At 68.2% G+C, this 14,207-nt stretch carries 6 protein-coding genes and 2 pseudogenes; all 8 read right to left on the bottom strand.

Translation table 11 applies throughout. From position 1 onward, the window contains the following. Positions 1 to 361 (bottom strand): annotated as a pseudogene (locus tag CBW66_RS27885) (secretion protein HylD); the annotation flags it as partial. After that, positions 358 to 6,642, bottom strand: coding sequence for an Ig-like domain-containing protein (locus tag CBW66_RS29760; protein ID WP_086140838.1), 6,285 nt, complete (start codon positions 6,640 to 6,642; stop codon positions 358 to 360). The pseudogene CBW66_RS27885 and the gene CBW66_RS29760, both read right to left, overlap by 4 nt. Before the next feature lies 1 nt (position 6,643). Continuing rightward, positions 6,644 to 7,657, bottom strand: a complete 1,014-nt coding sequence (locus tag CBW66_RS27875) for a tetratricopeptide repeat protein (RefSeq protein ID WP_086140837.1) — start codon at positions 7,655 to 7,657, stop codon at positions 6,644 to 6,646. A gap of 65 nt (positions 7,658 to 7,722) precedes the next feature. Next, entirely contained in the window at positions 7,723 to 8,568 is an 846-nt protein-coding gene (locus CBW66_RS27870; protein ID WP_086140836.1) for a phage tail protein, read from the bottom strand. A 34-nt stretch (positions 8,569 to 8,602) separates the two neighbouring features. Next, positions 8,603 to 9,385, bottom strand: a complete 783-nt coding sequence (locus CBW66_RS27865) for an efflux RND transporter periplasmic adaptor subunit (RefSeq protein ID WP_086140835.1) — start codon at positions 9,383 to 9,385, stop codon at positions 8,603 to 8,605. Next, positions 9,382 to 10,881 (bottom strand): TolC family protein, encoded by a 1,500-nt coding sequence (locus tag CBW66_RS27860; protein ID WP_086140834.1) that lies wholly within the window; start codon positions 10,879 to 10,881, stop codon positions 9,382 to 9,384. The genes CBW66_RS27865 and CBW66_RS27860 overlap by 4 nt, the downstream gene beginning before the upstream one ends. Positions 10,882 to 11,379: 498 nt before the next feature. Continuing rightward, positions 11,380 to 12,717, bottom strand: a complete 1,338-nt coding sequence (chrA, locus tag CBW66_RS27855) for a chromate efflux transporter (RefSeq protein ID WP_086140833.1) — start codon at positions 12,715 to 12,717, stop codon at positions 11,380 to 11,382. Positions 12,718 to 12,806: 89 nt separating this feature from the next. Beyond that, positions 12,807 to 14,207, bottom strand: a pseudogene (locus CBW66_RS27850) (ribonuclease E/G); the annotation flags it as partial.

The following is a 14,207-nucleotide window of genomic DNA, read 5'->3' as shown; positions in this document are numbered from 1 at the left end:
CGCGCAGCGGCACCCAGGTGACGGCCACAGGCAGCCATTCGTCCCAGGCGGCGGCGATGGCGGGCGGCAGTTGCGCGGCCTCGACGGCCAGCGGCGCGGCGTCCGCATGGCGCTCTGCCAGCGCCCGGCACAGMTGCCCGAGCCACTGGGCATACGGGGCGTTGGCTTCCACTTCCACCACGCCGGACAGGGTGTGCACGCCGCCGGCGTCGAACCACAGCGCCGCCTGGCGGTACGGCGCCAGCGCGCGGCTGTCGTTCACCAGCAGGAAGGCCAGTTCATTGGCGCTGGCCGCGGCGCGTGCGCGCTGGGCCAGTTCGAGCAAGGTCAGCAGGGGATCAAATGCCACCGCGTCGTTCATGCATGCGCTTTCGCCGCCGCCGCGCTACGCGACAACGCCGCCAGGCGCTCGGCGCCCGCGCCGCGCACGGCGCCCAGTTGCGCACTCAGGCCGGGACGTCCCACGGGGTCGGCGGGGCCGGCGTCGCGCGCCGAGGTCTTGATGACCTGGCCATCCCTGGTGATGACGATCTTGAAGGTCTGCACGGCGACGCGTCCCTGGGCGTCGCGCGCCGTGACCGTGAAGTGCAGCGTGCCTTCGAAGCCCGGCGGCGCCGTTCCCTCGAAGCGCGCCGCGCGGCTGTCGAAGCTGATCCAGGCAGGCAGGGGCCTGCCGTCGGCCTGCTGCGCGCTGAGCTGGAACGGCGTGCCGCCGCCGGACTGCACGAAGGTGTCGGGCGCCAGTTGCACCGCGATACGTTCACCGCTGTTAAACGCCTTGTCGCCGATCGGCACCTGCGAGAGCAGCGCATCGCTGCGCGACGGCAGTTCCGGCAAGCCGGTCGGCGTGAAGGCCGTCAGCAGCATGGCGGGATTGGTCAGTGCGGCGATGCTGAAGGGGGCCAGCGGACTTCTGGCGCCATCGGCCGCACGGCCGCCGTTGGCGCCGCCGCCCGGGCTGAACAGCTCCAGCGTGTCCGGCGCCAGGACGCGGGGGAGCGCCACGCCGGCGCCGCTGGCGGGGGCCGTCTCGGCCGCTGTCTTGTCCTCCTGCGCGGGGGCTTCCGGCAGGACGCGCGCGGGCGGCACCACCACGACGGGCGGCTTCACCGGTACGTTCACTTCCGCCGCCAGGATGGCGCCGTTGTTGCCGGCCGTATCGCGCACCACCACTTGCACCTGGCCGGCGGCGACGCCGGCCAGCGACCAGCTGTTGCCGGCCACGTCAGCCACCTGCCAGCTGGCGCCGCTATCGCGCGAGACGAGTACCGATTCGCCCGCCGCCAGCGGTGCCGATAGGTTGCCGCCAAGCACATTCTCGCCCGATAGCGTGGCCGAGGTGGGCGTGGCGACGGGGGCGATGGTGTCGAGCACATACGCTTGCGCATAGGCGGTGCCGTTGTTGCCGGCGGCATCGGTGACGCGCACCTTCAGGGTGCCGCTGCCCGACAGCGTCTGGCCGGACAGCGACCAGGTGGCGGCGCCGGTGCTGGCCGTGGCCAGGTTCCAGGTGGCGCCGTTGTCAAGCGAGACGTGGACGTTCTCGCCGGCCGCCAGGTTGGCCGCCAGCGTGCCGCTGATGGTCTGCGCCGCCGTCTTGGTGATGAAGTCGGTGCTGGAAGTGCCGGTGTCGGCCGAGAAGGTGGCGTTGGCCACGGTGTTGCTTGGCGCGCTGGTGTCGATGACGATGCTCAGCGCGGCCGAGGCGGCCGAGGCATTGCCGGCGGTGTCGGTGGCGATGGCGGTGATGGTGTGGCTGCCTTCGGCCAGCGGGCCCGTGGTCAGCGTCCAGCCGCCGGCGCCGGCGGTGACGGTGCCCAGCAGCGTGGAACCGTCAAACACGCTGACGGTGCTGCCGTTCTCGGCCGTGCCGCTCAGCGTCGGCGTGCTTTCGCTGGTGACGCCGTCGCTGCTGGAGGCGCCCGTGTCGCTGGCCGTGGCCAGCACCGGCGTGCCGGGCGTGACCGGCGCGCCGGTGTCGAGCACGTAGGCCTGGGTCTTGACGCTGCCGGTGTTGCCGGCGGCGTCGACGACCTTCAGCTGCAAGGTATTGCTGCCGGCCAGGGTGACGCCGTTCCAGCTCAGGGTCGTGCCGCTGACCTTGCCGGTGATGTCGGTCCAGCTGCCGCCGTTGTCGAGCGAGCCGTAGACGATGTCGCCGGCGGCCAGGGTGGTGCTCAGCGTGGCCGTGATGGTCTGGGCCGCGGTCTTGGTGATGAAGTCGCTGCCGCTGGCGCCGGTGTCGGCCGACAGGGCCAGGCTGTTGAAGCTGATGGGCGCCGCCGTGTTGTCGTAGACATAGGCTTGCGACACCACGGCGCCGTCGTTGCCGGCCGTGTCGCTGACCTTGACCAGCAGGGTGTTGCTGGAGGTCAGGGTCTGGCCGGCCAGCGACCAGGTGTTCTGGCCGATGGTGGCGGTGGCGGTGGCCCAGGTGGCGCCGTTGTCGAGCGAGACGAGCACGCGCTCGCCGCTGGCCAGGTTGGCCGACAGGGTGCCGCTGACGGTTTGCGCCGCCACGTTGGTGATGAAATCGGTGGACGAGGCGCCGCTGTCGGCGGAAAAGGCGATGCTGGCCACGCTGGTGGCGGGGGCGCCCGTGTCGAGCACGTAGGCCGTGCTGGTGGCGGCGCCGTTGTTGCCGGCCGCGTCGGTGACGCGCAGCTTCAAGGTGTCGCTGGCGGCCAGGGTGACGCCGGTCCAGGTCAGCGTGGTGCCGGACACCTTGCTGGTGATGTCGGTCCAGGTGGCGCCGTTGTCGAGCGAGCCGTAGACGATGTCGCCGGCGGCCGGCGCGCCGCTGAGGGTGGCGCTGATGGTTTGCGCCGCGGTGTTGGTGATCAGGTCGGTGCTGCTGGCGCCGGTGTCGGCCGACAGCGTAATGCCGCTGAAGCTGGTGGTCGGTACCGTGGTGTCGAGCACATAGGCTTGCGCATAGGCGGTGCCGTTGTTGCCGGCGTCGTCGGTGACGCGTACCTTCATGGTGCCGCTGCCCGACAGCGTCTGGCCGGACAGCGACCAGGTGTTGGTGCCGGTGCTGGCCGTGGCCAGGTTCCAGGTGGCGCCGTTGTCAAGCGAGACGTGGACGTGCTCGCCGGCCGCCAGGTTGGCCGCCAGCGTGCCGCTGATGGTCTGCGCCGCCGTCTTCGTGATGAAGTCGGTGTTGGAAGTGCCGGTGTCGGCCGACAAGGCGGCGTTGGCCACGGTGTTGGTCGGCGCGACGGAGTCGATGACGAGGTCCTTGTTGGCGCCCAGCGAGCCGGCCGTGCCCGGCGTGGCCAGCGTGACGTCGGCCGGCTGGTTGGCGCCGCCGGCATCGACGATGGTGGCGCCGTTGAGCAGCAGCGCGGCGCTCGAGCTGTAGTCGAGATCGGCACTGTTCTGGCCGGCGCCGACCGTGTAGCTGAACGACAGGGTGCTGGTGCCCGAGCCGCTGGCATAGGTGGCTTGGCCGCCGCCGTCGAGCGCCAGGGTCGGCGTGCCGCCCGTGGTGTCGACGTTGACCGCGGTGGAGAAGTCGACCGTGATGATGATGGTCCGGCCGGCGCCGTAGGCGCCGTCGGCGGTGATGGCGCTGACGCCGGTGACGCTGGGGTTGCTGCCGTCGACATTGACGCCGGCCGTGCTGCCGACGCTGTTGAGCGTGACCACGGCGTAGTTGCCGGCCGTGTCGCGCAGCGTGCCGCCGTGGGTCGACAGTGCGCCGACCGTGATGCCATTGGCGTCGATGTCGCCGCTGGGCACGGTGTAGCGGAACAGCAGCGCGCTGGTGCCGGAGCCGGACACATAGTCGGCGTAGCGGGTGGTGGCGCCGACCACGAGGGCGATGCGCGGTGTGCCGCCGGCGGTGTCGACGAGGACGGCCTCGTCGAAGTTGACCGTGAAGTCCAGCGCGCCGCCGCTGTAGTAGGTGCCGTTGGCCGGCACCGCCACCGTGGCGACGGCCGGGGCGGTGGTGTCGACCTCGATCGTCAGCGCGGCCGAGGCGGCCGAGGCGTTGCCGGCGGTGTCGGTGGACACGACCGTGATGGTGTGGGAGCCTTCGGCCAGCACGCCGGTGGTCAGCGTCCAGCCGCCGGCGCCGGCGGTGACGGTGCCCAGCAGCGTGGCGCCGTCGAACACGGTGACGGTGCTGCCGTTCTCGGCCGTGCCGCTCAGCGTCGGCGTGGTGTCGCTGGTGATGTGGTCGTTGTTCTGCGCGCCGGTGTCGCTGGCCGTGGCCAGTACCGGCGTGCCGGGCGTGGCCGGCGTGCCGATGTCGAGCGTGTAGGCCTGGGTCTTGACGCTGCCGGTGTTGCCGGCGGCGTCGACGACCTTCAGCTGCAAGGTATTGCTGCCGGCCAGGGTGACACTGTTCCAGCTCAGGGCGGTGCCGCTGACCTTGCCGGTGATGTCGGTCCAGCTGCCGCCGTTGTCGAGCGAACCGTAAACGATGTCGCCGGCGGCCAGGGTGGTGCTCAGCGTGGCCGTGATGGTCTGGGCCGCGGTCTTGGTGATGAAGTCGCTGCCGCTGGCGCCGGTGTCGGCCGACAGCGCCAGGCTGTTGAAGGTGATGCTGGGCGCCGTGGTGTCGTAGACGTAGGCCTGGCTCAGCACGCTGCCGTCGTTGCCGGCGGTGTCGCTGACCTTGACCTTCAGCGTGTTGCTGGCGCTGAGCGTGCTGGCCAGCGACCAGGTGTTCTGGCCGACGGTGGCGGTGGCGGTGGCCCAGGTGGCGCCGTTGTCGAGCGAGACGAGCACGCGCTCGCCGCTGGCCAGGTTGGTCGACAGGGTGCCGCTGACGGTTTGCGCCGCCACGCTGGTGATGAAATCGGTCGACGAAGTGCCGGTATCGGCCGAGAAGCTGGCCGTGGCCACGCTGGTGGCCGGCGCGGTGATGTCGAGCGTGTAGTTCTGGGAACTCACGCCGCTGTCGTTGCCGGCCGCGTCGCTCACCTTGAACGCGATGGAATTGCTGCCGGCGCCCAGGGTGGCGCCGGTCCAGGTCAGCGTGGTGCCGGACACCTTGCTGGTGATGTCTGTCCAGGTGGCGCCGTTGTCGAGCGAGCCGTAGACGATGTCGCCGGCGGCCGGCGCGCCGCTGAGGGTGGCGCTGATGGTCTGGCTGGCCGTCCTGGTGATCAGGTCGGTGCTGCTGGTGCCGGTGTCGGCCGACAGCGAGATGCCGCTGAAGCTGGTGGTGGGCGCCGTGGTGTCGAGCGTGTAGGTGTGCGTGTAGGCGGTGCTGGAGCCGTCGGCGTTGGTGACGCGGGCCTGGAAGGTGCTGCTGCCGGCCAGCGTGGTGGTGGTGCTCCAGCTGCTGGAGCCGACCGTGTAGGTGGTGGCGTCGCTCCAGCTGCTGCCATTGTCATACGACACCTGGACCTTTTCGCCCGTGCTCAGCGTGGTCGACAGCGTGCCGCTGATGGTTTGCGCGGCGGTCTTGGTGATGAAGTCGCTGCTGCTGATGCCGGTGTCGGCCGACAGGCTGGCGCTGCTGACCGTGACCGTGGGCGGGTGCAATATGGCCTTGACGTCGGTGATGTCGAAATTCTGAAACAGCCCGAAATCGCCGGAACTGAACACCACCTGCTTGACGTCGTTGATCGGTTTGCTCAGGCCGGAATTGAGCAAGGTCTGCCAGCCGTTGGCCAGCGAGTTCACTGTGAACGTGTCTGTGGTGTTGTTGCCATACGTTAAGTTGATCGTCAGCGAGCCGCTCAGGACGCCGACATCGAAGGAACTGATGTCGAAGGTGTAGCCGGCAGCGATGCTGACCGTCAGCCTGACTTCATTGGTGGGACCCTGGTAGGCATACAGCCCGTCGGTGCCGTAGGTGAGGTCAATGCCCAGGCCGCCGGCGCTGGCGCCGCCGGAAAACGTGACATTCTGGCCGTTGATCTGTTTGACCACGGTGGTCGAGCTGTAGTCGGCATCGCTGCCGGTGAACGTGATCTTGGTCAGCAGGCCCTGATAGTCGGCGATGTCCAGCGCTTTGGTGTCGATCTTGCCGGCGTGCGCTTCGAGCGTCCAGTTGCCGCCGATGGCTGCCGCCCCGGTGGCGTCGCGCGAGCCCGCGACATCGGCGCCGGTGATGCGCGCCAGGTCGGCGATCAGCGCGTTGTGGTCGCCGGCGGCGACATCGCAGCCATACAGCAGCAAGTCGCCGTCGGTGCTCAGGGCCTGGCCCAGCTGCGCCAGTTCCGCCTGCACGCTGGCCGACGACAGCGAGGCGTCGGTCAGGCGCGCGGTGCCAAGGTTGAGGGTGCCCTCGGAACCGTGCGACAGGATGTGGATCGCGTCCAGGCCGCGCTGGCCGGCCGCCCACTGGGCGATCTGCGCCAGGCCGTCGCGGCTGCCGTCGAATTCGACGATGCCGACGCCGTCGCGCACGCCCGCCTCCAGGCTCTTGTAGTTGGCCACCGAGGTGTCGACCAGCACCACTTCCTTCTTGCCCTGGTCCTTGGCCGGCTCGGCCGCGCGCACCGTCACGGCTGGCGGCAGCGGCAGCGGCGCGCTTTCGTGCGCCTGCGCCGCGTGGGCGGCGTCGGCCACGGCGCCGTCGAACATGAAACGCTGCTCCAGCGGCAGCAGTTGCGAGGCGCGGCGCAGCGGACGGCGTACGGCAGTCGTCGCCGCGGCAGGGAAGAGGGGGTGGTTCATGTCAGGCTCCTGGTGATACGTGACTGGCGCGCTTGAGCGGCGCGCCTTGGGCGGCGAATTGGGCGAGGTGGGCGTCGATCTTGCGGTCGAGCGCCGGCCGCCATTCGGGCGGCATGATGGCCAGCACCTGGTCTTGCAACTGCCGCGCCTGGTCTTGCAGGGCGGGGTCGCTCAGGCGGCTGCGGGCGGCGCTGGCCCACAGATAGGTCTTGGCCAGATTGGCGGCGCCGGGCGCGCCCGTGCCGGCGTCGGGCGGCAGGTGGGCGTACAGTGTCGCTGTGGGCAGGTAGGCGGGGACATAGCCTTTGCTCGCCAGTTCTTCCAGTGCCAGCAGCGCCGCTTCGCCCTCGGTTTCGCCGCCTTCGCCCTGCGCTTGCATGATGGCCAGCTGATAGCGCGCCTCGTCGACCTGGCGTTCCGCCGCCATGCGGTACCAGTGGCGCGCCATGGCCGCATCGTGCGGCACGTCGGGGTCGTTGCGCAGGTAATTGGCCAGTTTCAGCATGGCCGGCGGCGAACCGCCCTGCGCCGCCTCGGCGCACAGCGCCAGGCCGTGCGGCACGTCCCTGGCGACATAGCGGCCGCGGACATAGAATTGGCTGGCCGAGCACAGCGAGATGAGGTGGCCGTTCGCGGCGGCGGCCAGGTAGCTGGCCAGCGCGGCACGGGCATTGCCTGGCGCATCCGGAGTGCGCATCAGGCAGTCGCCGGCGAAATGCAGGGCCGTCGGTATCTTGCCCTGGGCGGCCTTGCTGAACCACGCGCAGGCGGCGTCCGGGTCGGCTGGCCGGCCCCAGCCATTTTGGTGGAACTGGGCCAGGGTGAACTGGGCGAGGGGATTTTTCTCCGCGTGGCGCAGGAAGGCCGGATAGGCGTTGGCATAGTCGCCCTTGGCCAGCAAGGCATAGGCCGCTTGCAGCGGCAGGGCATGGTCGGCCGGCCGCGCGGCGCGCGCACCCGGCGCCGCCAGCAGCGTCAGGGATAGCAAGACTAGAAAGAGGCGGTGTGGCTGCATGATGATTTCGGCGGCCGCTCCGCTCGGAGGCGGCCGCGCAACACAAGGTTAGGTGGCGAGGTCCGTCAGTTCGATTGCGGGTAGATGCCGACGGAGGCGATGTAGTAATACATGGCCATGGACGGCTGCATGATGCTGAACGCGGCGCCCGTGCCTGCAGGGCCGCTGACGGCTGCCGGCAGGGAGCCGCTCAGCGTCACCGGGGCGGTACCGGCCAGCGTAATGGTAGGCGAGCCGGTGGAGGTGACGGTAATGCTGCCGCCCAGGGTGCCGCCGCCCATTCCCACGTCAGGAACGCTGCTGTTATACAGCTTCGCCACCGGGGTGTTCACCGCTCCTGCCACGCCGCCGGCAATCGGCGCGGCAGACGTGCCCGCTGCGCTGCTGGCTTTCAGTGTCAGCGTCAGCGCACTGGTATTGGCGCTGTAGGTGACGGGCGTCATCGAAATGGTGCTGGGTGTGCCGGTCGTCTGAGCCAGGTTGACCGAGCCGCTGACTTTGCTCAAGTCGACTGCCGGCAAGGTGTGCGCATGGGCCGGCAGATTGGCCATGGTCAGGGTGGCGCTGACGGCCCCTATTTTCTGGCCCACCGTGTAGCTGGTGGTGGCGTCGACGGTGCCGGCGCCGATCACGGTGCGGCCGCGCAGGTCCGGCAGGTTGAAGGTGGTGGTGTTGCCGCCATAGGTCGTACCCAGCAGCGAATACAGCGCGGCATTCTGGTTGACGTTGAGGGACTGGCCGTTGGCCGGCAGGTAGCCGTACAGGTCATTGCGGGTCCAGGCCATCACGCAGATGCTGGAAACATAGGGTTCGGCGGGGCAGGCGTAGCTGGCGGTACTCCAGCTGGCTGCGGCCACGGCGACGGCGGCGAGCGTCAGGCAGCGGGCGACGCGGTGCGAACGAGATTTCATGTGCTCTCCTTTTGGTCTAAGCAGGGTGAAAAAATCACTTTGCCGGCGGCTGCATCAGCACCTTGCCGCTCATGCCGGCCACCAGCTCGCCGAAGCGCCCGTCGATGACCGCGCTCAGCTTGACGGACTGGCTGACGGGGTCGACGCGGGCGCCGATGCGCTGCACCTTGGCCGGGTAGCTCTTGCCCGTTTCGTCGATGCTGACCTGGAAGGGCGTGCCGTTGCGCACCCAGCTCATCCAGCGAGATGGAATGATGAATTCCAGCACCAGGGTGCTGTCGTCGAGAATTTCCAGCAGGGCCTGGCCCGGCTGCACGTACTGCTGTTCGCGCGCCTTCTGCTCGGCGATGCGGCCGGCGAACGGCGCGACGATCTGGCATTTGCCCAGCAACGCCCGGTTGGCAGCCACTTCGGCCTGCGCCTTGAGCGCTTCTGCCCTGGAAATGTCGAGTTCGACCTTGCCCACGGAATTGAGGTTGGCGAGTTTCTGGTTGCCCTGCCAATTGGTTTCGGCCGCCATCCGCGCCGCTTCCGCCTTGGCCAGCTGCGCTTGCTGTAGCACGCAATCGAACTGCACCAGCAACTGTCCCTGCTTGAAGGCCGCGCCTTCCGGCAGCGGCAGGCGGTTGATCTTGGCGCCGATCTCGGCGGCCAGGGTGGTGTAGCGGCGCGGCGCCAGCTGGGCGCGGATTTCCCGCGTTTCCAGCGTGGCGCCGGCGCTGGCCGCCTGCGGCGCGGCGGCCAGGGCGGCGTGCTGCAAGGTCAGGCCCAGCGCGCTGGCCAGGGTCATGCGTATTGCGGGTGCGACCAACTTCATGGACGGTCCTCGGGCGATGGCAGCTGTGCCTGGTTCCAGGTCTGCAGCGATTGCGCGACGGCCGCCGTCAGTTCGGCCAGCGGCATGTCGGACGAGCCGTTGACCACCGGCTCCATGCCCAGGGTGGCTTGCAGGCGCGATGCTGCGGCCTGCGCGTTCGACAGTGCCTGGTAGCGGCGCAGCTGCGACAGGACGGCCGTGCTTTGCTGCGAAATGCGGTCCAGCGCCGACTGTTTCTGCGCTTCGGCCTGGTTGGCGATGTGCTGGGCGATACGCCCGTCCACTTCGGCGATGGCGTCGGCGCGCTCATACTGGCGGGCCGTGTTGGCGTATTGCTGGCGAGCAATATGAAGCTGGCTCAGCACAGCCATCTGCATGGCCATGCGGCGCTGGTTGGCCAGGCTCACGCCCGCGTCGGCCAGGCGCATCTGCGCTGGCGCCGATAACAGGCCCAGCAGGTTGAACGAGATCTGCGCGCCGGCCTCGTTCCAGTTTTGATGGATCAGGTAATCGTCGTTGCTGTGCTTGACGCCATAGTTGAAGGACAGGCCGGGGAACAGCTTGAGCATGGTGCGCCGGGTTTCCTGCTGGGCGATGCGGGCGTTGTAGATGCCTTCGCGCAGGTCGGGATTGCGCAGCAGCGCCACTTCTTCCATTTTCTCGATCGGCTGGTTCAGCCAGGCCGTGTTGACGTCGCCGCCCGCTTCGACCACGCTGTAGCCGCTGCTCAGCGGCAGCGCGGTCAGGGCCGCCAGTTCCACGCGCGCCGTCGACAGTTCTTGCTCGATGGTTTCCAGCAGACGCAGGTTTTCCAGCAGCTGGCGCTGGTAGCGCAACGGTTCCAGTGGCGAACGGATGCGGTCGCTCTCCGCCGTGCGCGCATCCTTCAGGGCCGCTTCCGATTCGGCGATGGTGCTGCGCAGCAAGGGCACCAGCTTCTGCGCCGCCACCACGCGCCAGTAGGCGGTGCGCACGTCGAGTATCAGGTTGTGCAGGGCCTTGCGGCGGCGCTCGCCGGCGATCATCACGCGGTCCGCATTCTGCCGCGCCGCGTAGTAGCTCTGGCCGAAATCGAGCAGGCTCCAGGAAATGCCCAGTTCCGTGCTCAGCACCTGGCGGCTTGACGAGATATAGGGATTGGCCAGCGACGGCGCGCCCGTGACGGAATCGACGCTGCGCGTGATCAGGTCATTGTTGCGGTCGCGGTAGCCGGCCGAGGCGATCAGCTTGGGCAGCATGTCGAACTGCCCTGCCTCGAAGGTGCCCATGGCCACGGCTTCCTCCATGGCCTTGTAGCGGCGCTCGGCGTTGTATTTGATGGCGCGCGCGATGGCGCCATCGAGGGTCAGGGGCCCGTTCAGCGGTTCCACGTCGCGCGCCAGGGCCGCCTTGTCGTCCTGCAGCGTGGCGCGTACCTCGGCCGTGGAGAGCTTGGCCGTGCCGACGTCGAGTGTCGAGCATGCGCTCAGCAGCCATAAGCTGGCGCAGCCGAGCATGAGTGTCCTGATCGCGGAAGTGTGCATGGGATGATTTGATTGTTGAGCGCGCATTAATGGATATTTTCGAGGAAACTGTCGGGTTAATGACGGGGAAACAGTAATTTGCTTTCGAGTAAGTATATGACGTCAGGCTCATTCCAATAATCAATTTTTCATTTGTTGCATGTATGCCACATTTATTTATTTGCGAAGTTATGCCGGGGCACAGGACAAATCGATCACGGCGCATGCGTACGCCGACTGGACGCAGCAGCGCAGAGTGTGGTGCCATGGCTGTCGAGCCAATGCACGGCGGTCTGCGTGATAACGGGAAGATATTAAATTACTGAAATAAATATTCTATTTAGTAATTTTTTTATGTGTGCCGCGATTCTTGAGTGGCATGCATTAAATCAGCATTATTATTAATTTTGACATAATATCCTGCGCGCTTATCGGTGCCGATTCGGGCGCTTCCGGCGTCATGGAATGACAGGCTGGCGCGGTACATCCTCTTCAAGTCAGCCAGGCACGCGCCAGGCCAAGCGCCGCGCAGACCAGCAGCAAGCGTATGGGACCGGTCTGAAAGCGTAGGAGGGCCACTGCCGCCGCCGCAGCGATCCCGACGGCCAGCCAGTCCCAGTGCGGCAGCGGGTTTTCTTGCCAGAAGACATGGCGGCCAAAGAACAGCGCCAGGCTGGCGATGACGCCCACCACGGCCGCCGAGATGGCCGTCAAGGGCGCGCTCAGGCGCAAATTGCCGCGCGACGCCTCCACCAGAGGCGCGCCGGCCAGGATGAAGATAAACGAGGGCAGGAAAGTAAACCAGCTGGCGACGAGGGCGCCGCACACGCCCGCCAGCCACAGCTGTTCTCCCGTCACGGCATGGCTCCAGCCGCCGACAAAGCCGATGAAGGCGACGATCATGATCAGGGGACCGGGCGTCGTCTCGCCCAGCGCCAGGCCATCCATCATCTGCGCGCTGGTGATCCAGTGGTAGTGGTCGGCGGCGCCCTGCACCAGATAGGGCAGCACGGCATACGCCCCGCCGAACGTGAGCAGGGCGGCCTTGCTGAAAAACACGCCCATCTGCGCCAGCGGCTGGTCCGTTCCGCCCGCCAGCGCCAGGCCCAGCCAGGCAAAGAAGGCCAGCGCCAGGCCCACGGCGACCGTGCCAAGCAGGCGCGGCCAGCGGAAGCGCGCGTAGTCCGGCGTGGGCGTGTGGTCATCGATCAGGGCGGCGCCGTAGCGGGCCGCGCCGCCATGCGCGGTACATTTGGCATGAAAATGCGCCGGCAGCCAGCGGCCGCCCGCCATGCCCAGCAGGGCGGCGGCGAGCACGATCAGCGGAAATGGCAGCCCTAGCGCGGCGATGGCGACAAATGCCGCCGCCGCGATGGCGATCAGGCTGGGGCTGCGCAAGGTGCGCCGGCCCAGGCGCCAGGCGGCCGCCAGCACGATGGCGACGACGGCCGGCTTGATACCGTACAGGATGCCGGCGATGGCGCCCACGTTGCCATACGCCATATACAGCCAGGACAGGGCGATCAGCACCAGCAGCGAGGGCAGCAAAAAAAGCAGGCCCGCCACCAGGGCGCCGCGCGTGCGGTGCATCAGCCAGCCGATGTAGATGGCCAGCTGGGTCGCTTCCGGCCCCGGCAGCAGCATGCAGTAATTGAGGGCGTGCAGGAAACGCTGCTCCGAAATCCAGCGCCGCTTTTCCACCAGCTCCGCATGCATCATGGCGATTTGGCCGGCCGGGCCGCCAAAGCTGACGCAGCCGAGCTTGAGCCAGTACCAGAAGGCGCTGCGCAGGCTGACGGGGGCGGGAGGAAGGTTGGCGTTTTCGTGCATGGCGGCTGGCTGGCAAAGGTGGGGACGTAAAAAAGGGGAAGCCTGAGCTCCCCCCTTTCCTCATTCGCGGCTGGGCGAACCCGGCACGCTTATGGACGTTGCGTGTTGACCTGGATCAACGGCTCATCCGATTGCGGCGGCAATGGCTTGCGTTCGCGCGGCTTGCGCACGGGAGCGACTGCCTTGGCGGCCGCTTCCTGCGCCAGGCGCAGTTTTTCCGGATCGGTGGCGGCCAGGGTCAGGCCGGCCGAACCGAGCACCGCGTTCAAGTCCAGCGGCGCGGCCACGGGAGCAGGAGCTGCGACGGGCGCCGGTGCAGGCGCCGCCACAGGGGCTGGTGCCGGAGCAGGAGCAACTTCGGCAACCACCGGTGCGGCTTCCACCACGGCCGGTGCCGCTTGGGCTACTGGCGCTTCTTCAGCCACGGCGGCGGTTTCCACGACAGCAACCGTTTCCACGACCGGTGCCGCTTCGACGATGACTTCCGCTGGCGCCGGTGCCGGGGCAGCTTCCGCTTTCTCGGCAAAGCTGTACTCGGCAGCTGGCCTTGGTTCGGCAGCGGCTGGTTCAGCTTGCGCCGCAGCCACTTCGACAGGGGTTTGCGCTACGACCGGTGCAGCAACTGGCGCGGCTTCAGCGGCAGGAGCGGCTTCCTCGACCTTGGCGATATCCACCACCTTGGCCACTTCCACCACTTCGACCACTTCCACGACGGCAGCTTCCACCGGCGCAGCGACGGCGACGACTGCGGTGGCAGCCACGACGGCGACCGGAGCAGCATCAGTTGCGGCTTGCGGCGCCGGAGCGACCGTAAAGCTGATCACTGGCGCGTCCTGGCCTTCGTTTTCGCCGTTTGCCGATTCGATCAGCTCGCCCGTTTCGCGGTCGCGGCGGTTGCGGTTGCGGCCGCCACGACGACGGCGGCGGCGCGGTTCTTCGCCTTCCACGTCGACTTCCGTCTCTTCGCCTTCAGGGCCGGCATTTGCCGGCGCTTTCAGCAGGTTCGCCGGTGCGGCGTCGGCTTCAGGGCCGTTGGACGGCACGACGACATTCACCGCGCTGGCACTGGCGCCAACCAGGGCCAGCTCTTCAGCTTTCACTTCAGCAACAACAGCCTTGTCGGCGCGTGGTTCGCGGCCTTCGCGTGGCTGGCGTGGCGGACGCTCGGCACGTTCCGGGCGCTCTGCGCGCTCGGGACGTTCCGCGCGTTCAGGACGTTCACCGCGTTCGCGTGGTGCTGCTGCCGTATCGCCGTTCTCGCGCGCTTCACGCGGTTCGCGTGGCGGACGCGGCGGGCGTGGCGGACGGGCCGCCTTTTCCAGTGCTTCCGCTTCTTTCGCTGTGTCGTCCTGGGCCGGGCGGCCCTGGCCTGGTTCGCGCTCTTCGCGGCCAGGCTTGCCGTTGCGGCCACGGCCACGCGGGCCACGGCTGTTGCGGTCGCCGCGGTCGCTGCCGGCCGGCTTGGCCGGTGCGACAGGGGAGGGCTCTGG

Origin of the sequence: Janthinobacterium sp. GW456P, assembly GCF_002127655.1 — a bacterium.
In the GTDB taxonomy this organism is placed as follows: Bacteria; Pseudomonadota; Gammaproteobacteria; order Burkholderiales; family Burkholderiaceae_D; genus Janthinobacterium.
This window is presented reverse-complemented; position numbering and strand designations above follow the sequence as displayed.